The organism is Vibrio nigripulchritudo ATCC 27043 (genome assembly GCF_000222685.1).
In the GTDB taxonomy this organism is placed as follows: domain Bacteria; phylum Pseudomonadota; class Gammaproteobacteria; order Enterobacterales; family Vibrionaceae; genus Vibrio; species Vibrio nigripulchritudo.
Genome location: NZ_AFWJ01000300.1, coordinates 53,650 through 76,495 on the forward strand (window position 1 = coordinate 53,650; position 22,846 = coordinate 76,495).

At 44.4% G+C, this 22,846-nt stretch carries 14 protein-coding genes; 8 read left to right on the forward strand and 6 right to left on the reverse strand.

All coding sequences use genetic code 11. The features are described from left to right. Positions 1 to 38: 38 nt before the first annotated feature. From RH89_RS24580 to RH89_RS24590, 3 genes are all read right to left on the reverse strand, one after another. The gene (locus tag RH89_RS24580; protein WP_004407934.1) at positions 39 to 1,562 is read right to left on the reverse strand and encodes a xylulokinase; all 1,524 of its coding nucleotides are present in this window, start codon (positions 1,560 to 1,562) and stop codon (positions 39 to 41) included. 34 nt (positions 1,563 to 1,596) lie between these two features. Continuing rightward, the gene (locus RH89_RS24585; RefSeq protein ID WP_004407937.1) at positions 1,597 to 3,222 is read right to left on the reverse strand and encodes a glycerol-3-phosphate dehydrogenase/oxidase; all 1,626 of its coding nucleotides are present in this window, start codon (positions 3,220 to 3,222) and stop codon (positions 1,597 to 1,599) included. A 156-nt stretch (positions 3,223 to 3,378) separates the two neighbouring features. Next, positions 3,379 to 4,185 carry a DeoR/GlpR family DNA-binding transcription regulator gene (locus RH89_RS24590; RefSeq protein ID WP_004407940.1) on the reverse strand — a complete coding sequence of 269 codons (807 nt, stop codon included), beginning with the start codon at positions 4,183 to 4,185 and terminating at the stop codon, positions 3,379 to 3,381. Between the two features lie 201 nt (positions 4,186 to 4,386). Between RH89_RS24590 and RH89_RS28905 the strand changes: the two genes are divergently transcribed. After that, positions 4,387 to 5,229: a class I fructose-bisphosphate aldolase gene (locus RH89_RS28905; protein ID WP_004407942.1), complete on the forward strand. Its 843-nt coding sequence runs from the start codon at positions 4,387 to 4,389 to the stop codon at positions 5,227 to 5,229. 117 nt (positions 5,230 to 5,346) lie between these two features. On the opposite strand, the gene RH89_RS24600 is transcribed toward RH89_RS28905, so the two are convergent. Further along, positions 5,347 to 6,741: an FAD-binding oxidoreductase gene (locus RH89_RS24600; RefSeq protein WP_004407944.1), complete on the reverse strand. Its 1,395-nt coding sequence runs from the start codon at positions 6,739 to 6,741 to the stop codon at positions 5,347 to 5,349. Between the two features lie 427 nt (positions 6,742 to 7,168). On the opposite strand from RH89_RS24600, the gene RH89_RS24605 reads away from it, so the two are divergent. From RH89_RS24605 to RH89_RS24625, 5 genes are all read left to right on the forward strand, one after another. Next, positions 7,169 to 8,230, forward strand: coding sequence for a substrate-binding domain-containing protein (locus RH89_RS24605; protein ID WP_004407945.1), 1,062 nt, complete (start codon positions 7,169 to 7,171; stop codon positions 8,228 to 8,230). Positions 8,231 to 8,345: 115 nt separating this feature from the next. Further along, complete coding sequence (locus RH89_RS24610; protein WP_004407947.1) at positions 8,346 to 9,872, forward strand: sugar ABC transporter ATP-binding protein; 1,527 nt, start codon at positions 8,346 to 8,348, stop codon at positions 9,870 to 9,872. A 51-nt stretch (positions 9,873 to 9,923) separates the two neighbouring features. Further along, positions 9,924 to 10,931, forward strand: a complete 1,008-nt coding sequence (locus RH89_RS24615) for an ABC transporter permease (protein ID WP_004407949.1) — start codon at positions 9,924 to 9,926, stop codon at positions 10,929 to 10,931. A 10-nt stretch (positions 10,932 to 10,941) separates the two neighbouring features. Continuing rightward, on the forward strand, positions 10,942 to 11,931 hold the full coding sequence (locus RH89_RS24620) for an aldo/keto reductase (protein ID WP_004407952.1): 990 nt from the start codon (positions 10,942 to 10,944) through the stop codon (positions 11,929 to 11,931). A gap of 202 nt (positions 11,932 to 12,133) precedes the next feature. After that, positions 12,134 to 17,557 carry an NPCBM/NEW2 domain-containing protein gene (locus RH89_RS24625; protein ID WP_004407955.1) on the forward strand — a complete coding sequence of 1,808 codons (5,424 nt, stop codon included), beginning with the start codon at positions 12,134 to 12,136 and terminating at the stop codon, positions 17,555 to 17,557. A gap of 109 nt (positions 17,558 to 17,666) precedes the next feature. Here RH89_RS24625 and RH89_RS24630 read toward each other — a convergent pair whose 3' ends face one another. Further along, positions 17,667 to 20,444: an insulinase family protein gene (locus RH89_RS24630; protein ID WP_004407957.1), complete on the reverse strand. Its 2,778-nt coding sequence runs from the start codon at positions 20,442 to 20,444 to the stop codon at positions 17,667 to 17,669. A gap of 220 nt (positions 20,445 to 20,664) precedes the next feature. Between RH89_RS24630 and sixA the strand changes: the two genes are divergently transcribed. Beyond that, entirely contained in the window at positions 20,665 to 21,129 is a 465-nt protein-coding gene (sixA, locus tag RH89_RS24635; RefSeq protein WP_004407959.1) for a phosphohistidine phosphatase SixA, read from the forward strand. A gap of 25 nt (positions 21,130 to 21,154) precedes the next feature. Here the strand turns inward: sixA and smrB are convergent, their stop codons facing one another. Then, entirely contained in the window at positions 21,155 to 21,685 is a 531-nt protein-coding gene (smrB, locus tag RH89_RS24640) for an endonuclease SmrB (protein ID WP_004407961.1), read from the reverse strand. A gap of 55 nt (positions 21,686 to 21,740) precedes the next feature. On the opposite strand from smrB, the gene prmB reads away from it, so the two are divergent. Continuing rightward, positions 21,741 to 22,673 (forward strand): 50S ribosomal protein L3 N(5)-glutamine methyltransferase, encoded by a 933-nt coding sequence (prmB, locus tag RH89_RS24645; protein ID WP_004407964.1) that lies wholly within the window; start codon positions 21,741 to 21,743, stop codon positions 22,671 to 22,673. The last annotated feature ends 173 nt before the right edge of the window (positions 22,674 to 22,846 follow it).

Here is a 22,846-nt window from a genome sequence, read left to right on the forward strand (position 1 = left end):
GGTTACCTCCCCGAGAACTTCATTTTTACCTAACTTATTTAAAAGGATAGATTGTCCACTTTAGGTATGGGCGTGCCTTCAATGAGCTTCCTGTAAGCTTCAATGTAAGGAAAGTAGGCGTTATGGATTTCGGCTCTCGGTTTGTAGACCTTTCTAGACGTGCAAATATCTGAAATGGCTTTTTCAAAATTCTCGAATAACCCGACAGATACTCCTGCGGTTATCGCTGTACCCAACGCAGTCGCTTCTTTGTTATCCATCTCAACATATGGAAGGTTTAGGATGTCGGCCTTCATTTGATTCCAAAGCGAATTGTTTGCCATCCCACTTACCCCCCTTACTTCCTTAACTTGCTCTCCAAGGTCGTCTGAAAGTTGGGTGAAAGTGAGGGATAAGTCATAAGCTAAAGCTTCTAAAAAGGAACGATATAGGTGAGCCCTTTTGTGTCCCCAATTCAATCCAACGAATGCTCCGGCGTTTACACTTGCGTCTGGTGGACAAGCGCGACCACCAAAATGAGGGTTACAGAGTAAACCATCAGACCCTGGCGCGATGGATTTTGCTTCCTGTGAGAGAGTTTCGTAGTGGCTAATATGGTTGGTATAGTCACCAAACATGAGATCAGCAAGCCACTTTTGAGTCAGCCCTCCTCCATTAATGAACACAGAAGGGTGGCAAATGTTTGGCACAGGAGAGCCAAAAATCTCGCCAACTTTTCCTATGTGGTCATAAGAGGCATGAGAAGTAGACATGGAAAGAATTGGATAAGTGCCAGCTATATCCACTGCAACATTCTGTGAAAAGCCTCCAGCTCCAACAATACTGGCTGGAGTGTCACCAAGGCCTGCGATAACGGGAGTTCCGATAGGTATTGAGGTTTGAGTAGATAGTTTACCTGTTGTGTAAGCCACAATATCCGTGGATTCTGCAATATGGGGTAGAAGCTCCAGATCTATGTTGAGCTTGGAAGCGATACCATGATCCCACTGCTGGCTCTTTTTATTCGAAAGACCAGTCATCCAAAGCAGAGACTTGTCAATAACCCAGTCTTCCGGTGGAAGCTCTGAAAGATGACCCACTATATAGCTAGTAATAGGTACGACTTTAACCGTTTTTTCAAAGCTTTCTGGCGACAGGTCTTCCATCCATTTCACTTTTGGAGCCAGAGTCGGGTACCAGGTTCCGGTCACATTTCGGATCTCAGCACCGTAATCACGCACCATGTTTTCATAGTGTGGGAGAAAACGCGTATCTAAAGATGTGGTGTAGGGGAAAGTGGGAGAACCATGTTTATCAACACCTAGTACTCCGCCCATCATGCCAGATACACCTATTACACCAACATCGTTTGCTGAAAAAGAGTCTGACGAAAATAGGTGATTTATCGACGATAACATCGAATCATACATCGCGTTTATGTCGTACGTCGCTTTACCGTTCGTGTCTGTATCTGGTGTATATGTCTGCTTATGTTCTCCCAGTAGCTTTCCTGAACTGCTGAAGACAGACAAAAGCATTCCACTAGAGCCTAGATCAATGGTCAATATTAGTTGTTTAGTCATAACTGCCACCTAATTTTAATTTTGAGTGATTCACTTATTGGCATTGAAGCTCTGAAGAACTAAATACACGATTATTTGCGACTTCTTCCTGATACTTAATGATTTCCGAATTTAGTCGGTCTCTAGACCAGTTAAGTTCATGGGCAACGAGCTTTCCAATCACGTTTAGCTGAGACAGACCCGCATCCTTTAACTGAAAAAAGATATTAGTACGCCGTATCAAAACATCGGTCAGATGAACGACATGCTCGTGACGGGTTATATAACGAATTTCTGCTGGAGTAAGAGGAAAACCAGGACCGAAAGCTTCCAACTTATCGTCTAAAGAGGAAGTGAGCATAAGTACCTTTGACGCGTTACTGCCAAAGTTACGCTGTATTCTCTCTATATCGTGTTCAGACAAAACGCTGTTATGAATAGGATTGTGCTTGGAGAAGTATTCTCCACCAGAAATAGGAGTGATGTGACTTAAGCTCTTTGTTTTGTCGAGCTTTTCTGTTGCCTCAACAAAATCAATGGTTTCCTCTGCCATTAGGCGGCAGGTACTCAACTTTCCGCCAGCCAGAGTGTACAGCCCAGATGAACTTTGAGTGATCAGATGGCGCCTTGATACTTTACTGGCGTCAGATATTGAATCCGATCTTATCAGGGGTCTTAAGCCCGACCATGCTGAAATGATGTCCTGCTTCGTTAGTTTAGCGTCTGGAAACATTTCATTGGTAGCATTCAGTACATGCAATATATCAGCATCTGTTATAGATGGGTTATCAATGTCACCGTCGTAATAGGAATCAGTAGCGCCAGCAAATACGTACCCATCTTCATCCCTTGGCAATACCCAGTTCATGCGGCCATTATCACTGGCAACATGCATGAATACACCATGGTTAACGTTCAATCTCTCACTGCTAAATGCAAGGTGGACACCCTTTGAAGGTTTCATCAAAGGTTTAGCATTAGGATCATCAATTAACCGGATAGAGTCGACGCCAGGACCGCAGGCGTTGATTACGTATGAAGCTGATATTTCAAAGTTTTGATTTAATATCTGATTCGTTGCTTTAACTCCACAAACTTTGCCATTGTTATAAAGTAAATCCGTTACCTGCGTATAGTTCATGGCGACGGCTCCATGAGACACAGCGCTTTTAAGGGTATCGATCGTCAATCTGGCGTCATTGGTTGCCAAGTCATGGAACAACCCTGCCCCTTTAAGTCCATTTGAGTTGAGCAGAGGCTCTTTATCTTTCAGTTTCTTCTTACTAAATATTCTACTTTTTCTGTTTTGAGGGTTACCTGATACAAAATCGTAAAAAGTCAGCGCGATCTTGAGCTGCCAGGGGCGATATTTGCCCTGTGAGTTTGATATGAACAGAATAGGCTGAGTTTTAGCTAGATGAGGAGCTATGTATAACTGTGTTTCTCGTTCTCTGCAGGATTCACGAACGACCTTTAGGTCAAGGGTTTCCAGGTATCTCACGCCTCCGTGTATGAGTTTACCTGAACGGCTACTCGTTCCTGAAGAGAAGTCATTCTTCTCCAGTACGGCGACTGAGTACCCTCTCAGTGCAGCCTCGCGAGCAAGAGAAACACCTGAAATGCCTCCACCAATTATCAAAAAATCATAGGCTTGGGATGAACCATTGCTATTCGAATCCATTTTCCCTCCTTGGAAAATGACAGTTTAATATAATGATGTGTAGTTTTTTATAGCATTGTGGTGTTTTTGTGTAAAGTTCCGTGTTGTGTTTTGTGTTCTTTAGATATAAAAAAACCGAATCAATCGTGATTCGGTTTGTCAATGTCGCATTATCGATTAAATCACTTCAATGCCATTCTCTTCAGCCCATTGTCGATACTCTAGTGGGAAGTCGTCATCAACAATGAAGGCATCAAATACCGCTAAATCCGATACTTTACTAAAGTTAATTCTTCCCAACTTAGAAGAGTCGCAGACCAGGTATTTTTTTCTTGCCTGGCGAAGCATCATTTGATTTGAAGGGACCTCGGCATGTGCCGGATGAGTCCAGCCAGCATTGAGGTCGATGGCTGATGCGCCAAAAAAACCTCTATCTAAATTGATGGAGGCTAACGCTTGCTCGGTAACGGTACCCGACAGCGCATGAGAGGTATTTCTATAGTGTCCACCGGGGACAAATAAATCAACAATAGGCAGGCGGACGGCTTTTTCTGCAATGTTTAGAGCCAGTGTTGTAACAGATAAATGCTGAACATCATCAGATAAGTAGTCAAGAATCATAGGGACAGTACTACCTGCATTAAGACCTATGCTTTCATTCGATTTTATGAGTGAAGCTGCTTTCCGAGCGATAGTCTGTTTTGTCGTTAAATGAATATTTTCTTTTTCTTCTAGCGCGACTTCGCTCTCATAAGGAGGAGGAGTAATCTGTCCGCTATTAAGCTTGGCTCCTCCATACACCACAGTGACTAACCCTTGTTTCTCAAAGGCTGTAAAATCGCGACGAATCGTTGCGATGTTAACCCCAAATTGCTTAGCCAGCTGAGCGTTCTTTGCTACTCCATTTTTTCGAATTATTTGCAAAATTCTACTTTGACGTTCTTCAGGTAGCATGGTTTCTTCTGAAGCGTCTCCTTTACTCATAAATGTTCCTTTGAGTTGGTGAGCTGTAAGCTGTGAAATATCATAACATCGTGTTGTTCTCAAGCTTCACACTTTGCTTATGTGCTCGTACGCTATATTTATTTCTTTTTTTACTTTTGTGCAGTGTTGTTGTTGACATTCTGTTACATAAAGCGACATAGTGCTCTATGTTTATTGTAGTAAAAAACATAGGGAAGATTTATGGAAGGGAAAACTATACGTCTCAACAGAATGTTTGAGAACAATAAAGCCGTTTTCGCGGCACTTGTTAATAGCATGTATTTGGGACCTCAGGCAGGTATCACCTCAGATGCGGAGTTCAGAAACATTCTGTCGGAGTTATCCGAGAATGGATTAACTGGCGCGATGCTGTCGCCAGGGTATATCAAGCAGTACTCCGATCTTTTGGGGCATAGACACTCACCTGCCGTGATTATGTCTGTGGGATGGACGGATAAGTGGCGTAACCCAGATTTACTGGGTCATGACGGCTTCAAAGGGCAGCATGACTTTATAGCAAATGCCGAACAAGCCGCCGCTTATGGGGCAGATGCAGTACATGACTATGTATTTCTTGGTTCCAATAATCCAGCAGACGATGTCGCTGAAATGAAGCGTTTAGGTTTGTTGGTTAGAGAGGCGGAGCGTCTTGGGCTTCCTGTATTGTGTGAGCCTTTGGCTAGAGGTACAAATGTTGCTGATGGTGACCAAAATAAGCCTGAGCTTGTCGCACTGGCAGCCAGAATGGCAGCCGAAGCCGGAGCCGACATTGTAAAAGTCGAATATACGGGAGATCCGGAGAGTTTTCAGACAGTAGTGGAATCTACACCTGTTCCTACTGTCATGATGGGAGGGGCGACTCGAAGCAGCTTTCTAGATTTCCTTATCAGCTTAGAAAGTGCAATGATAGCAGGATGCTCAGGAGTTGCTGTCGGGAGAAACCTCTATCTCCACGAACGTCCGGCGGATGCAATTCGGGCTATTACAGATGTAATCTGTGCGGGCAAAGCAGCGACAGACGCAGCGAAGCAATACAATTTGTAGGGTACTTTGCTTCCTCAGCTAAGAGGGTTTTGGCGTCTTTAGACGCCTTTTTTGATCCTACAAAAAAATCCACCTCTAAGTACGGGTGGATTCAAAGTATTGTATGGCTTAGGGAGCTTATCCTAGGAGCATTCGACAAAACAGAACATTATTGGGATCGAGCTTTTCTTTAATTTTCTTATGGATAAGCCCAACATCCGTTTTCATGTAATGGGCAGAACGCTCGGAACCGACACCGTGATGATGAGCTAAAGTACCGTTAAAACTCTGCACAATATTTGCCATCTTATCTTGGCAAAAACGCCAGGTATTCATGGCTTCTAAATCGTCATTCTCTTCGATAAAGAAGAGCGCATACATACATGCTCCTGTTTGATAAGCGTGGGAAAAGTGGGTGTAAAACTTTTCCACTTTGTTGTTGAATGCTTCTTCCAAAGCTAATGCACAATCCGCGGCATGATTCCAGGGTAATGTAACTTCTACTGTATCGAACATCTTGCCGTTAAGAACATTACGATCTCGCATCATGGTTTCGCACTGGTATCGATTTATAAACCAGCCGTCTGAAACATCATCGGATAGTATTGTTCCCTTGATATTCTTTACTTTTTTTCTTGCTTCGATGGTTAATGCTGAGAGAGACTCCTCTGGTGCGATGACAGAAAAGGTCAATAATGCGAAGTCTTCTTTAGGCACACGTTTAGATATCGACTCTGCAATATGACTTGTTTCAGCGATATTGTATGCGCGAAGCAAGCCAATGGGGAAACCACCCTGAACCAGTTGACGTTGCGCTTCAATCGCCTGCTCGTATTCGTCAAAAGCGACGGATGTGAAAGAGGTCGGCAGTTTTCTGTGAACTTCTAAAGTGACAGATGTAACAACAGCTAAGCTGCCTTCAGAACCGATCAACAATTTAATGAGGTCAAGACCTCCAGGTGTTCTGGCGCTTGGGGTAGCAGTAACTACCTCGCCACTTGCCAGAACCGCTTCCAGACCGATAACAGCATGTTCAATGCCCCCATAGTAGGTTGAAGAAGATCCTGTTGCGCGAGTATTAATCCAACCACCAACTGTAGAAATAAAAAGAGACTGCGGGTACTGACCAAGTTCAAACCCCCACTGCTCCATGGTTTTGAGAAGGTCACCGCCATAAACACCTGCCCCAACGGTAATTTGATTAGTCAAACGCTCTATTGGTTGGATAGCGTTAAAATTTTCCATTGATATGTAAACTTTTGGTCCGCCTTCAAAACTGCCTACGACGTTTGAATGCCCGCCTAAAATCGAAACCTGAACTTTAAGTTGGTTCGCGAGTTTAAGGATAACAGACACGTCTTCTGAGTCCCTTGGTTTCAAAATCAAAGTGTCTGAGTTCTGTTGATTTTGTTTGAAATACCTTGGCCAATGCTCTTCGGGGTCTAAATCTTCGTTGCTTAGAATGTCATAATCGATTTTCCCGGTCTGACTCGTTTCTAACGCGCTCAGGACCTCTTCAAATGCCTTCTCCATACTATTTTGCTCCACTTCATTTATGTCCATATATGTGGGTCGTATACCCTCACGTCCAACTCCATACAGAGTTCTTGTTTTGATTTTTAGCATTATGTAGTTTTGTGTTCAAGTTTTTTTGGTTTAAACGATCTGTAATCGCAATTATGATGGTGAGGATATAGAGGGTTGTGATGTTTATATTCTTTTCGTGTTAACTAATTTGGTTTATTTGTCTTAATTTTTATGTTTAAGCCTTTTAATATATCTAGAATCAGTATTTTTTTGGGTTTGTGTTTCTTTTTTCTTTTCTTGTGTTATTTGAACTTGTAAAACGACATTATGCTATTTATTGTGTTAATGAGATGTTGCATTGTGTTGTTTGATGTTTTTTTACAACATTTGTATGCAGTCAAATCAAGGAAGAAGTTGTTCAAGGAGAAGAGAAATGAGTTTTACAAGTAAAAAAGAAAACCTTTTCAAACGAGGAGTAAGGAAGATCACTGCATCTGTCCTTACAGCATGTGTCGCTTTCTCGGCGTTAGCATCAGAGAAAGAGGTGAGTGGTTTTGTCGGAGATCCCGAAGAAACTTACTACATGAATGTTTTTGTCTCGGGTGTTGAATACTGGTTTCCTGTATATGAAATGATGAAGCAAGCAGGGAAAAAATTGGGTGTTAACACGGTTTATACCGGCACACCAGAATACGACGTAAACAAACAGCTTGCCTCATTCGAACAAATTCTTGCCCGTAAACCTGCGGGAATCCTGCTCGCACCGATCAATCCAGACCCATTCGTCGAACCTATTAAGAGAGCGAGAGAAATGGGTATCCCGGTTGTTACTTTTGGAGCAGATTCCCCAAATAGTGAACGTACAGCGTATGTTACTTCAGACAATTCACGTGAAGGGATCTATGCCGCTGATGCCATTGCTGAGGATATGGGAGGAAAAGGCGAATACGCCATTCTAGAAAACCCTGGGCAGGACAACCATGACAAACGCGTAGCTGCGTTTATTGGTCGAATGGAAGAAAAATGGCCGGAAATGAAGTTGGTCGCACGGGCTGCAAGTAACCAGGATCCAACTAAGGCATACAACGCCTTGTTAACCATGTCACAAGCGCATCCAAATCTTGGGGCGGTATTTATGCCAGAGGCAAATTCAGCAATGGGTGCGGCACAAGCGGCAAAAGAACTTGGTCGGGGCATTCGGGTCTTCAACTGCGACATCAACGCCAAAGTGCTGGACATGATCAAAAACGATGAAATTTTCGGTGCGCTAAACCCCAATCAGGGTGTGCAAGGGTTTATGGGAATGACTTTGCTTTTCTTAGCAAAACATTCTGAGCTGATTGACCCAATGAATGACCACGTGGCGAAAGGTATCAACCCTATGCAAGTTCCTTATGTTGATAATGGCTTTTCTATTGTGACCAAAGAGAACGCGGAGCACTTCTACTGGGATACCTATATGAAGCGAAGAGAGTCCAAAGGGGTAAGAGACTAACTTTGCTTTAGATATGGAAGATGGGGTGGATAAGGAATATCTGCCCCACATCCCAATCTTTTGTTCACGAGACAGTGAAGCTTAAGAGCGTTCGATTTGCGGTAGGAGATTTGTTGTGGATGGAAATGAAGTCCTGGAATTAAAGAATATCACCAAGAGCTTTGGACCAACCGTGGCTTTATCTAATGTTAACTTTTCGTTGGCTAAAGGAGAGGTGCACGCGTTGTGTGGAGAAAATGGTGCAGGAAAGTCTACCTTGATGAAGATAATCAATGGTATTTATCAACCGGATAATGGATCAATCTTGGTTAAGAACAAAAGTGTACATATCGACAGCCCACGTAAAGCTAAAGCGTTAGGCGTGAATTTCGTGCATCAGGAAATCGCTCTATGTCTTGATGTTACTGTTGCCGAAAATGTGTTTATGTGCGGCGCAGAAAAAGGTGAAAAGTGGCGAATAAATTATTCAGAAATAAATGAGAAAACCTTAGATATTCTTTCTCAATTGATGCCTATTAAGCCAGACATAAAAGTTGGAAAGTTAGGGATATCTACTCAGCAAATAATCGAAATAGCTAAAGCATTAACAGAAGAATGTGATGTGTTAATTCTTGATGAGCCGACAGCTGCACTTACAGAAAAGGAATCAGAATCACTCTCTAATATTATAAGAGATTTAAAAAATCGCGGAGTGAGTATTATTTATATAAGCCATAGAATGGCTGAAGTTTTTGATTTCTGCGATCGGGTCACGGTATTGAGAGATGGTGAGTATATTTGTACAAAGGAAATTAAAAATACAACTCCAGAAGATATCGTTAACAATATGGTGGGTAGAAAAATTGATGATTTGTATCCAGCAAAAAGTGCGAACATAAAGTTGAATGAAACACCTATAGTTTCAGTAAAAGACCTTTGTGACAAAGATCGCTTTGAAAATGTTGGCTTTCAACTTCATCAAGGCGAAATATTAGGGATTGCAGGGCTGATCGGTTCTGGACGAAGTGAACTCATACAAACAATTTGTGGCTTGAAGCCTAAGACATCTGGAAAAATCCAAATCGACGGAAAAGAGGTAACGTTTAATAATTACGACGACAGCTTAAAAAGCAAAGTGGTTTATTTGTCTGAAGATCGTAAACAGGAAGGTGTTTATCTCGATATGTCGATTAGGGAAAACATCTCTGTTCTTGGTCTCAATAGCTTAAGAAAAAGCTTTGGAAGAATTGATAAGAAAAAAGAAATTCAGCAGGCAAAGTCATTATCAAAAGTACTTACTGTTAAGCATAGAGATATTGAACAATTGGTTAGAGAACTTAGCGGTGGTAACCAACAAAAAATTGCGATAGCCAGAATGTTGGCAATAGATCCTAAAGTCATCATTATGGACGAACCAACTCGAGGAATAGACGTTGGTGCAAAACATGAAATTCATGCATTACTTCGAAGGCTTGCAAACCAAGGTGTGGGAGTGATTATTATTTCGTCGGAACTTCCAGAGATAATTGGAGTAAGTGACCGGGTGATTGTGATGCATGAAAATAGTATTTCTGGTGAATTGAATAATAACGAAATAACAGAAGAGAATATTATTCGACTAGCCTCTGGATTGAATATTGAAAGTGAGAAAAAAGCTGGGTGATGTATATAAACATCACGGCTCTGATTGCATGGAATAAAGCAAGGTAACTATATGAAAACGGAATTTATAAATAACTCGGATATGACCGATGAAGTTGAGCGAAAAGGGTTACTTACGCTGATCTCAAGGTTTGCTGGAGCACGAGAAGCGACACTGGTTTCAATTATCGTTGTCCTCTTTGTTGTAATGAGTTTTGCATCTCCCTATTTCCTTACTTGGGCAAACATGCGAGCCATGCTTCTTTCATTCTCGACTGAAGGCTTGGTTGTGGTGGGTATGACGATTCTGCTTATTGTCGGTGGATTCGATCTCTCCGTTGGCGCGGTAATGTGTCTGTCTATGGTCATTGCAGGAAAACTGTTTCTTTTAGGTATGGATCCATGGGTAGCCAGCCTAGTCGCAATAGCAGCTTGCGCGGGTATAGGAAGCATTATGGGGGTATGTGTAACCAAAGTCGGGTTAAGTCACTTTATGACAACACTCGCCTTTTTAGGGATAGCAAGAGGCTTGTGTTTTGTTATTACAGAAGGGTCTCCGTTATCACTGTATAGCTTGCCTCCAGAGTTCAAATTCATTGGTCAGGGGGATGTTTTTGGTTTGCCTTTCTCGGTGATCATTTTCATCGCAGTCATATTTCTGTCTGATTATATGCTTAGGAACCTATTGATCTTCAGAAGGGTTTATTACACCGGAAGCAATGAAAAAGCCGCTTTATATTCTGGTATCCGAACCGATCGAATCAAGTTCTGGACAACCGTATTGTGTTCGTCAATGGCTGGGTTAGCGGGCATTATTTTCATGTCTAAATTTGGAGGGGCAACACCTACGTTTGGTATTGGACTTGAGTTAAACGTCATTGCTGCGGCTGTTATTGGTGGAGCAAGTTTGAATGGTGGAGCAGGGACCATTCTGGGTGCCATTTTGGGAATTGCACTTCTTTCCATCGTGTCTTCTTCTCTTATTTTGCTCAACGTCCCCGTTTATTGGCAGGAGTTGATTCGAGGGTTGATTCTGTTATCCGCGATTGCAATTGATCATGTTATCCAATCCAAAAAATAAGGAGTAGGTGATGCAATACAGAAAAATTGGTAAATCCGACATCGCTGCTTCAACGGTCGTTCTTGGTACCTGGGGGATTGGTGGCGGTTCCATATGGGGAAAAGAGGCTGATGAAAAGCAATTGATAGGTACCATTCACGCCGCGTTGTCTTCAGGAATAAACTTTATCGATACCGCGCCCGGATACGGGTTTGGTGAGTCAGAAAGGATAATTGGAAAAGCCATCAAGAATCGCCGCGATGAAGTTGTTATCGCAACAAAATGTGGTCTGGTTTGGGAATGGGAGGGGACAGAGCATTTCTCTACCGATGGAAAGACGCTTAGAAGGAATTTGTCGCCAGTCAGTATCCGCCGTGAAGTGGAAGAAAGCCTAAAGCGTCTGAAAACCGATTATCTGGACCTTTACCAAGTTCACTGGCCGTCCATTTTGCCCTATAAAACCCCCATTGAAGATACGCTGGGTTGTTTAGTTGAACTAAAGCGGGAAGGCAAGATAAGAGCAATTGGAGTGAGTAATCTTTCAGAGGAAGAAACATTGCACTACTGCATAGACGATCACATTGATACTAACCAGATTCGATACAGCATGCTTTGGGAAAAAGATGCAAGAACCAAGATTAACCAGAATCAGCGTTTGGGCATGTCCACTATGGCTTATCAAGCCTTGGAGCAAGGGCTCCTCTCGGGAAAAGTGACGTCGGATACCCAGTTTGGTGCCAATGACATTCGGAATGTGGATGCTTGGAACCCTTGGTTTGTAAAAGATAAACGTGCTCAGGTGTTACAAAGAATGGAAGCATGGAAACCGTTGCTAGATAAGTACGACTGCACCATGGCTCAACTTGTTATTGCGGCAACCACTCAGATTCAGGGAATCGACTTTGTATTGTGTGGTGCGCGAACGGTGAAACATGCGCAGCAGAACGCGAAGGCAGGAGCTTTAGACATCGATAGAGAAGATGCGAGTTACATGTTGTCACAGTTGCAAATACCAAGTTGAAGTTTCTAAGGGGCAGTTGAAATCAGGCAAACATAAGAAAATAGCGAAAAAGCTATTGCTTGAGCGAGTGTCCCCGAAAGCTTTAGCTAGTGAATTGTAAGACGTCTCGGCTGGGAAGACGCAGTACATCGATTGGAAATGCTTGGCTGGAGTGTTCAATCAGATGTGTGTGTATTTTAGTTTCAGACACAAGGAAGCAGTCATGAAAACTCAGGGACATTTAAAGTGCTTACGCATAAAGACAAAACACTTTCACAAATGTGCTATCACAGCTTTGTTATCTGTTTTTACCTTAAATACCGTTCAGGCCAATGGACCAGGTTTAGGTAATCCAAATTTTTCTTCAAATGATATCTATACGCATGTATCGCCTTTAATCGATGATACTACGGGGTTTATTCCTCCTGACTATCCCGGTCGTGCTCATTATGGTCTTAACATGCTCACGATGGTTAACGGCTATGCTGTCGGTGTATTCGCACCAGATCATGGTCAAGACCCTGGTGGCTGGATTGCTATTGATGTCTCAGATCCAAGGAATCCGGTAAAGGTTAACCAGGTGTATGAACCGGATAGTTCCAATATTCACCGTACAGGGGATGCCCTTCGAACGAAAGATTTTACTGAGGCGCATTCTCTAGGGTTATCGGAAGGTAATTTGATCGTGACTCACAACTCCCGCAGTATCGAGATCTGGGATTGGTCAGACGTCAACAACCCTGTGCGTCGTTCAAAGTTATCCTTCCCCGGTATTATCTTAGGTGGTTACTCCAACATACCCTGGAATGTATTCTGGCAAGCGCCTTATCTTTATGTCGCCCGGGGAACTTCTGGTCTCTCCATTGTTGATACCACTGATGTTGACAACCCAGCTTTAGTCAAAACAATTCCACGTTCTGAATTAGGTGGCTTTGTGGTCGGCTCTGTATTGGCATTAGGTAATGAACTGCATCTGGCGAGCCGTGAAGACAGAGGCGGCTTTTCAATTCTTAATATTGACGATCCAATTAACCCCGAACTAACGAAGGTTGTAAACAATCTTCCCTATAACTTCTACATCAGTTGTTGGGATGGGAAATACGCGAATTTTGGACCTCGTTCATCTGCCAACAATTTAGTGACTTACGATACGACGACAACGCCAATGTCTTTGGTGAACGAGCATGAAGGTGAGTACGTTAACCTGTATTGTAATGGGCAGGACAATAAGTTGTTTCTTGGAAATCAGGAAGACGTTGCTATCCTGGATGTTTCAGACAAGCAAAACTATGTCGATTTAGGAAAGGGCAGCTTAAATGCCAGCGGAAGTGATACGGACCATGGTCAGGTTTTTCCTTTTGGTAACATGGTCTGGGTTGGGAATGATCACGGCAGCGGAAGTGGATTTTTAGCTCATACCGAGGGAAGAGACTTAACACCACCTCAAATAGTCCGGACATTGCCGCAACACGACGATATTAACGTTTCTCCGACTGCCCGTATCGGACTGGCTCTTTCTGACAGTGTACTGATGGGCTCCGTAACTAATCAAACATTTAAAGTGATTCCAGCAGGCTCACAAAACCCTATCGATGGTACCTACAGTGTCAACTTGGGTTTTGTTCATTTCTCTCCTAGCTCCCCCCTTGCAGACGACCAAATCTACCAAGTGATCGTGGATGGTGTAGAAGATTTCACAGGTAATCCAATGCCTGAGGTTCGCTACAGTTTCTCGACAGGTAACGTGGCATCGCATGATGTTAATGTTTCCATCCCCAATACTGTCGAAGTGGGTCAGTACGTGAACGCCGTTGCTAATGCCAGTCCTATTTTTGGTGGTGCTCTGGAGTATTCTTGGGATTTTGGTGATGGAACGCCACCCACCCCTTTTAGTTCCTCAAACTCAATATCTTATCTGTATGAAAAGGTCGGGCACTGGTCGCCTATTGTGACTGTGCGCGAGAATGGTTTTACATCTACTGAGAGCAATAGCGTAACGGTTCACTACCCAACAACGACAAACTCACCCAGTAATTCATCCACCATTGTGGGCTCAAATGGGCGTGTTTTCGTGGTAAATCCTGATAACGATACAGTGTCATCTTTATCAGCCGTTGCTCCCTTTCAAAAACTCTGGGAACGAGCGGTAACAAAAGGACCAAAATCAATCGCAGCGGGGTCTGATGGTAATGTCTGGGTGGTGAGCGAAGATAGCGACTCGATTCATATCTTGTCGGCTTCCAACGGAGCGGTCATAGACATCATTCGATTGTCTCGTGGCGCACGCCCTAACGGAGTAGCGTTTACACCGGATGGAACGAGCGCATTGGTATCCCTCTATGGTTTAGGGGAACTCATTAAAATAGACCCCAACACTCGGAATATTACAGGCCGAGTGGATATTGGACATTCGGCTCGCGGAATCGCAATAACTTCTGACTCGGATAAGGCTTTGGTCACCCGATTTATCTCTTTGCAAGATAAAGCTGAAGTTGCAGAAGTTGATGTAAACAGTATGACTGTGATTAGACAAATCGCATTAAACAAAGATACCACAACCATCGATGGTCCAGATCGTAGTCGTGGTATCGCAAATTACCTCAATAGCGTAACAATATCTCCAGATGGCAAATATGCCTGGCTCCCTTCTAATAAAGCGAATGTAGACAGAGGCACCTTTAAGGAATCCGATTCTAATAAAGGATTAACGTTTGAAACCACAGTTCGGGCGATTGTCTCTCAAATCGACATGGCGTCACTTAGTGAGGTGCCGGAAAAGCAACTCGATATTGATAATAACGCCCAGCCTAAAGCGGCGGTCTTCAGCCCTCTGGGTGATTACTCTTATGTCGCGATGGAAGGCAGAAGCAACATAGAAGTTTTAGATGCCTACACTGGTGATGTGGTATCTCAACTTGGTGGGCATGGTCTAGCACCAAATGGTCTGGTGAGAATAGGTGATTACCTTTTTGTCCATAATTTCTTATCTCGTTCTGTTTCTGTATGGGATGTAAAAGCGTTAGAGACCGTTCAGGGAGACGCACAGCACATTGCGCAAATTGATGTGGTATCGACGGAGAAACTTTCGGCAAGAGTCCTGACAGGAAAACGCTTATTCCATGATGCTTCTAATCCTCGCATGAATAAGGACGGTTATCTGTCCTGTGCAAGCTGTCATGCGGATGGCGGGTCGGATGGTCGAAACTGGGATTTCACTGACCGAGGGGAAGGCGTTCGTAATACTATTCCGCTGACAGGGCGAGCTGGGATGAATCACGGCAATGTTCACTGGACGGCAAACTTCGATGAAATTCAGGACTTTGAAAACGATATTCGCTTTGCATTTGAAGGAAGAGGATTCATTCCTGACGCGTTATTTGAAGATGTTAAGAACCCTCTGGGGCAAGCGAAAACGGGTATCAGTACCGAATTAGATAATCTGGCCATTTATGTTTCAAGTTTGTCCACATTTAACAAGAGCCCTTATCGAAACGCAGATGGCTCTCTCACTGCTAGTGCCACAACTGGTCAATCTCTCTTCACTAGCAAAGGCTGTGACAGTTGCCACTCTGGGAGCAATTTTACGGATAACAAACGTCATGATGTGGGCACCATTGACGCTTCTTCTGGGACAGGCATTGGTGTTTCATTAGCCGGTATTGGGTTTGATACTCCAACTCTACTTGGGTTAGTTGATTCTGCACCTTATTTCCATAACGGAAAAGCCCCGAGCTTAGACGACGTACTACAAACTCCTGGCGTGCATTACGTCGGTAATCAAACAGAGCGAGGTCATCTGACTTCTTATCTGTTGCAGCTTGAATATGAAGGTTTGGTCGTTGCCCCCTCGACTGATCAAGATTTTGAATACGCAAGTGATTTACCAATTAAGTCTTCTACTAATGGTTGGGGTCCCGTTGAAATTGATCAGAGCGTAGGAGGGCAGGCAAGCAATGATGGAGGAAGGTTAAGCATTGGAGGTGTCACGTTTGAAAAAGGGTTTGGCGCTCACTCTAACTCGGAAATCGTCTTAGACATCTCTGGCAAACCTTATGACCAGTTCAGCAGCTTTATTGGAATTGATAGTGGCGCGGGCTCGGCAGGGTCGGTGATATTTGAAGTTTGGGTGGACGGCGTACTCAAATATAGGAGTAACGTTTTAAGAGGCAATGACCCCATCGAGTTTGTTGTGATTCCTCTTTCGCTCAATGCCGAGGAAATAAAACTTATCGCTACGGATGCTGGTGATGGCATTGGGCATGATCATGCTAACTGGGCGGATGTGAAACTGCGTTTGAGTTCTCCTACTTACGTTTATGCCTCTGACCTAAATGAGCAAAGTGCCACAAATGGGTGGGGACCACTTGAGAAAGACATGAGCGTTGGATGGACTGAGCTTGGAGATGGTGATGTTCTGTCTGTTGGTGGAACTCGATACGCTAGGGGACTAGGAGCTCACGCGAACTCATCGATTGTCTACGATATTTCGGAATACAATTTTGATGAATTCAAAGCAGTCATTGGCATTGATGATAACGCTGGAAACAGAGGCAGTGTGGTGTTCAAAGTGCTAGTAGATGGCGTTTTGAGTTATGAAAGCAATGTGGTCAGAGGCGATGACGACGCCATTCAAATAAGCGTACCTCTTGATGGCTCTGCTAATGAGGTTCGCCTTGAAGCAACAGATGCAGGTGATGGCAATGGATATGACCATGCTAACTGGGCTGATGCCAAGTTTCGGGTTCGAGAAGTTAGGTACGTTTTCGCCAGTGATCTCCAGGAAAGTGAATCAACAAACGGCTGGGGACCAGTAGAAAAAGACATGAATGTTGGCCAGCAAGCGCTGGGTGATGGTCAACCTATGTACATTGACGGAGAGTACTTTGCTAAAGGATTGGGAGCACACGCAAACTCCCGGATAGTTTACGATCTAACCAGCCAGCCTTTTAGTGCATTTTCGGCAACAATAGGTGTTGATGATGGCACAGGTAATGCTGGAAGTGTTGTGTTTAAGGTACTTGTGGATGGCAGTGTAAAATTTGACAGCGGTCTTATGAGAGGCAGTGATCAAAGCCGAGAGATACTTATTCCGCTTGGCGAGCTGGATTCAAACATAGAATTGATAGTGGAAGATGGTGGTGATGGGAATGGCTACGATTGGGCCGACTGGGGTAATGCCAGGTTCCGTCTGAGTGACCGGACTTACAGCTACGCAAGTGACCTAACCGAAGTTTCTTCTACAAATGGCTGGGGACCCATAGAAAAGGACATGAATGTTGGTCAACAAGCACAAGGCGATGGTCAGCCTATCTCCGTTGGTGGAAAGCAATATGCCAAGGGGCTTGGATTGCATGCTGAGTCTGAAGTGTTTTACAACCTTACCGGCGCAAATTTTGACATGTTCAGTGCGGTTGTTGGCGTGGATGACGGGACCGGTTCGAAAGGTTCTGTGATTTTCCAAGTATTTGTTGACGGAGAAATGCGCTATCAAAGTGCCCTTCTAACCGGGGGAAATGCTCCCGAGCAAGTGAGTATTCCAATTACTTCAGAAGACAGTGTTATCCGATTGGTTTCCGGTTCAGGGGGGGACGGTATCGGTCACGACTGGGCAGATTGGGCGGACGCAAAGTTTCGCCATGCAGAGTGAAAACAGGAATACTCGCCTGATTTACACACTTGGTAGGTAGATTTTCGTAATCAGGCGATTTTGGGGTCGCAAGTCGGCGACCCCCTTTTTACTACTCGAAATGAGTGGTTTAGCCTAAATCAACATCTCTGGGTCTCAGCTGAAATTCCTCCACCGACCCGATTTCTAACCCTACATCCAGACACGGATCGTCCTGATGCTCGCTACCTTTGCTGTGCATGATCAAACGATTTGCTGTGCGGGGTTTCAAGACGCTGACAACAAAGCGAATCATTTCAGAGCGAGTGAGACTTTTCAGCTCTTCCAACACTTTATCTCTCTGATTGAATTCGTGGTCTTTATTACCAATAGCAACCCAAAGGCGTTGAGCCCTGCTTCTCAAGTTGTTATCCGGCGTCGCAATCTGGTTCCAAAGCCCCTTTTTACTGCTCTGCCACTGGTACTCATTCAGTTCCAGCAACACCATATAAAACGCATTCAGAAACTCATCAATCGCAGACAACAAATCAATAGGGGCTGCATTAGGGGACTGTACGTACAAAACCAGCCCTGGGTGGCGGTTTAAAGGCAAGTTGCCAGTTCCGACCATATAACCAAGCTGCTGTTTGGTGCGGATTTCGTGGAAGAAAGTCGCAGACATCAAATGATTAGCGAGCGAGTAGAGCGCGATACTTCTCGGGTTGATGTCAGGGGACTGGTAGTAAATAACAATGGCGGAATCCGCCTGATTGCAATGTACTTCACGCTGGAAAGTGCCATTTTCACCAAGCATCACCAGCGGTCGTAAAGACTCTTCATAACGCTGGTTTTTAACGCGCAGTGCATTCTTGATGGTCTCTGCCAGTCCTACCGCCTGAGATTTATTCCAGTTGCCATACACAAACAGCTCGACGTGCAATTCATTCAGAATGTTGTCGACGAACTCTGGCAGCTCATCGACTTCTATCGATTCTAACGCTTCAATCAGCTCAGGATAGGGTGGATTGTTTGGTTGAAGAATGCCTGTCATGGCATTAAAGAGCTGCGATACCGGGCGATCTTTCGCGGCATTTTTCCAGTTTCTTAGCATCTGCTGTTTGATGATATCAAAGCGTGCAGGCTGAAAATCTCGATTGGCAAAGCGCGTCAGTATGACGTTAAGTAACTGCGGTTGCTTCTGGCTGAATCCGCTCAGAGTCAGCGTTACACCACCTTGATGGGCGTACATGTTGTAACCCATGCCTGCAATTTCTGCCTGATAGGTTTCCTTTACCAGAGAGTCGAGGAACATCTCCACACACAGACGCGTTTTGACAATTTTACGTGGTGTCGAGACGGCATGTGGGCTATCGATCGCAAGGTAAACCACCCCTTTAGGTACTCGAAAGTCTTTCTCCTGAAGATGCCACAAACGAAAACCGGGTAAATCCTGCACCAGTTCTGGTTTGGTAGCATCACCTTCCAGAGCTTGTGGTGTAAGGTCGTAGCAAATGTACGGGTTTGGTTCTGGTAACTTGTGGTCGTCACTTGGTTTGGGATCGCGCCAGCGAGCTAACTGCTCGTCGGTAAAAGGCTGCACCGAATAAGGCGTGTCGTACCACTTTGCGGTTTTATTGGTTTCTACCCCTTTGGCGATCAGGGTTAGCCTGAGATTCTCAACCGTAAAGTATTGATTGACTTCCTTAAGTAGCTCGGGGTTAAAGCTGTCCATCTTGTAGTCGCCATACACCACATCTTCTTCTGGATAATGGTGAAGGTTCATGACCAGATGGCTAACCAAATCCAAAGGTCTTGCGGCTTCCTGGAACTGGAACGCTGACTCCAGCACAGCTTGTTTCTCTTTATAGCGCCATTCTTCGAAACCAGAATCCACGATCAGGTTGAGGTACGAAAATGTGGCTTCAACGATTTCGTCGGTGTGATTTAGCCCTTCGGGTGTCAGAGTGCAGCTTACGGTGAATTCCCGAAAGTTGCTGCCGCTCATGCCACCGCCGGCCGCTAAGCCATTTACCCAGCCTAAATTCTTCAAGTGAAGCATCAGGCTGCCTTCGCCTTCATAGCCAAGCAAATGTGCAAAGTAGGAGAGGGGTTTGGACGAGTAGTACTGGTCCATAGAAGGCAGGGTAAATGCCATCACCAGTTTGCGTGAATCTTTCTCGGGTTCAACCTGAACAAAGCACGATGGCAAAGACGGGTTCACCAACGGAATGGAAACGGATTTCCCTTTCAGACTACGATTTTTAATTGGGCTAAATAAATCCGTAATCCAGCCTTCGAGTTCATCAAGTGGCTGTGGACCCATGATTGAAAGGGTCATCAAATCGGCAGAATAATGGGACTCATAAAACTCAATAATTTCGTCGCGAATTGAGCTGTCTTCCCTGTCTGCAAGGGTTTCCAGATTCCCGACAGAAAACTTAGAAAATGGATGAGCAGGGTTGACCACTTCCTTATGAACTTGGAAAAGACGGCGCATGTCATCTTTTAACTTGAGACGATATTCAGATTCGACCGCCTGACGCTCTTTGTCTAACGCTTCTGAATTGAAAAGAGGAGCGATAAAAAACTGACTGAAGCGTTTTAAACTGCGCTCAAACGCATTGGACGAGACATCGAAGAAGTAACAGGTGTGCTCAGTTCCTGTCCAGGCGTTATTGTTTCCGCCATGCTGGCTAATAAAAGCTTGAAATTCCCCCGTCTTCGGGTATTTTTCTGTGCCCAAAAACAGCATGTGCTCCAGATAGTGCGCCAGCCCTTCACGATCGGAAGGGTCATCAAAATGCCCGACATTTACCGCCAGTGCGGCTGCGGATTTTTGAGCATTTTCATCACGGACCAGTAAAACTCTTAAGCCGTTGTTTAAGTTGAGATAACGATATTGGTTGCTGTCGTTGGGGCTCAGGTACACAAGTGTGTCTCCACTATAGCTATTGAGTTAATTATGACTGCCTTAATGCGTGCTGCAAACCAAAAGCTGTCATTTTTTAATAGTTTGTTAACGGAGTCAGAGTCTTTGCCCCTTGACTTGATATAATTAAAGGGCGACATAGAAAACAATTGCCCCGTCATTTGAAACAAAAACAAGAAAACCGAGCAAGTGGTCCGGTATACATAACGGGTATAACCTAATGAAAATATTTATTATGCGTCATGGGGAGGCAGAAACGTTTGCCGACAGTGACGCAGAGAGAGCCCTGACTTCCCGCGGAGTCAATCAGTCTGTTCTTGTAGCGAAAGCATGCGCAGAGCAGGGTGAGTCGGAAATGAGTAAAGTATTGGTCAGCCCTTATTTGCGTGCTCAGCAAACTTGGAATGCCATTCAGCAGTATTTTAAGACTAGCGATCAGGAAACCTGCAAAGATATCACGCCATATGGCAAGTCAGACGATGTGTTTGAATATGTATGTGCTTTAGCAGAAACTCAGGCGTTAGATTCCGTATTGCTGGTTTCGCATTTGCCTTTGGTTGGTTACTTAACCGCAGAGTTTGTGCCTGATATGGCACCGCCTATGTTCCCAACCTCAGGATTGGTGTGTATTGATTTTAACTTGGAGAAGAGGCAGGGCGAGTTGCTCTGGCATATTCACCCTTAATATACCCATTAGAGTATTGCGAATACTACTTCTCTGGAATACTTAGAAGCACCAATAAAGCACCATCACCGCCAAACTCAAGAGGAGCTTGGTGGTAAGCCATAACATCTGGGTGTTGAGCCAGCCAGACGGGCACTTTTTGTTTCAGAATATGTTTGCCGATGCCGTGCATCACGCAGGCACAATGCACATTTTCCTTGATGCAGTGAGAAATCATTGCCCCCAGCTCACGTTTCGCTTCCTGCTGAGTCATCCCATGCATGTCCAGATATACGTCGGGTACATAGACACCTCGACGCAGTCTTTTTACTTCAAATTTGGAAACGTCTGAGCGGGCATATCGGGTAGGACCATCCTCATCCAGATGAGGCACGAACTCGTCAGAGAAGAAAAACTCGTTATCTGACGCTTCGCGCTTTATTTTCACGGCTTCTTTTTGTTTCGCGTTTCTGTTTGGCTGTTGGACTATGGTATCCTGTCGCAACTTTTTTACGCCCTTTACTGCGTCCTGAAACAAGGCAAAGTCGTCGTCCTTGTCGATATCGTTTTTGCTCATGGGATTCTTAGATAATTCTTAATATGCAGTATTGTAGCGCTTTTCGGAGGCAAATTTGGATAAGATTTTTGTAGATGAGGCGGTTTCTGAACTTCATTCGCTTCAAGATATGATTCGCTGGACAGTCAGCCGTTTTAACGCAGCCGGGCTTTTTTACGGCCATGGTACAGACAATGCGTGGGACGAAGCAGTGCAGCTAATACTACCAACGCTTTACTTACCGATTGATGTGCCTTCTCATGTACTGAATTCTCGTTTAACCAGCAGTGAACGTTTACGTATTGTTGAACGTGTGGTTAAGCGTATTAACGACAGAACTCCTACGGCTTACCTGACCAATAAAGCCTGGTTTGTGGGTCTGGAATTTTATGTGGATGAGCGTGTGCTTGTGCCACGTTCACCAATCGGTGAACTGATTGAAGCTCAGTTCCAGCCATGGCTGGTGGAAGAGCCAACCCGTATTATGGATTTGTGTACTGGCAGCGGTTGTATCGCCATCGCTTGTGCGCATGCGTTCCCTGACGCTGAAGTCGATGCCGTTGATATTTCTTCTGACGCGTTGGAAGTGGCTGAGCAAAACATTCAGGATCACGGTATGGAGCAGCAGGTTTTCCCTATTCGCTCCGATTTATTCCGCGATCTGCCGAAAGACAAATACAATCTTATCGTCTCGAACCCACCTTATGTCGATGAAGAGGACATGAACAGCCTGCCGGAAGAGTTTACTCATGAACCGGAGCTGGGGCTTGCCGCTGGAACAGATGGTCTTAAGCTGGTTCGCCGTATTCTGGCGAATGCACCTGATTACCTGACAGACGATGGCATTTTGATCTGTGAAGTGGGTAACTCCATGGTGCATATGATGGAACAATATCCTCATATTCCGTTTACGTGGGTTGAGTTCGAAAATGGTGGTCATGGTGTCTTCATGCTGACCCGAGAGCAAATGCTCGAACACGCTGAAGAGTTTGCAATCTATAAAGACTGATTGTCTTTCCTCATCTCAAAACGCCAGTCTTCGACTGGCGTTTTTCTTATTTTTTCCTGCAAGGGGTTTACAACGCCTGTCTATAAAGCGACTATGAAAACACGAAAAATGACAGGTTGAACTGAAAGACGGAGACGAAACCTTAAAAAAGGATGAAAAGTCTTTCAAAACAG

Coding starts and splice junctions, on each gene's coding strand:
- RH89_RS24580 (WP_004407934.1), bottom strand. CDS start 1,562: ATGACTAAACAACTAATATTGACCATTGATCTAGGCTCTAGTGGAATG.
- RH89_RS24585 (WP_004407937.1), bottom strand. CDS start 3,222: ATGGATTCGAATAGCAATGGTTCATCCCAAGCCTATGATTTTTTGATA.
- RH89_RS24590 (WP_004407940.1), bottom strand. CDS start 4,185: ATGAGTAAAGGAGACGCTTCAGAAGAAACCATGCTACCTGAAGAACGT.
- RH89_RS28905 (WP_004407942.1), top strand. CDS start 4,387: ATGGAAGGGAAAACTATACGTCTCAACAGAATGTTTGAGAACAATAAA.
- RH89_RS24600 (WP_004407944.1), bottom strand. CDS start 6,741: ATGGAGAAGGCATTTGAAGAGGTCCTGAGCGCGTTAGAAACGAGTCAG.
- RH89_RS24605 (WP_004407945.1), top strand. CDS start 7,169: ATGAGTTTTACAAGTAAAAAAGAAAACCTTTTCAAACGAGGAGTAAGG.
- RH89_RS24615 (WP_004407949.1), top strand. CDS start 9,924: ATGAAAACGGAATTTATAAATAACTCGGATATGACCGATGAAGTTGAG.
- RH89_RS24620 (WP_004407952.1), top strand. CDS start 10,942: ATGCAATACAGAAAAATTGGTAAATCCGACATCGCTGCTTCAACGGTC.
- RH89_RS24625 (WP_004407955.1), top strand. CDS start 12,134: ATGAAAACTCAGGGACATTTAAAGTGCTTACGCATAAAGACAAAACAC.
- sixA (WP_004407959.1), top strand. CDS start 20,665: ATGAAAATATTTATTATGCGTCATGGGGAGGCAGAAACGTTTGCCGAC.
- smrB (WP_004407961.1), bottom strand. CDS start 21,685: ATGAGCAAAAACGATATCGACAAGGACGACGACTTTGCCTTGTTTCAG.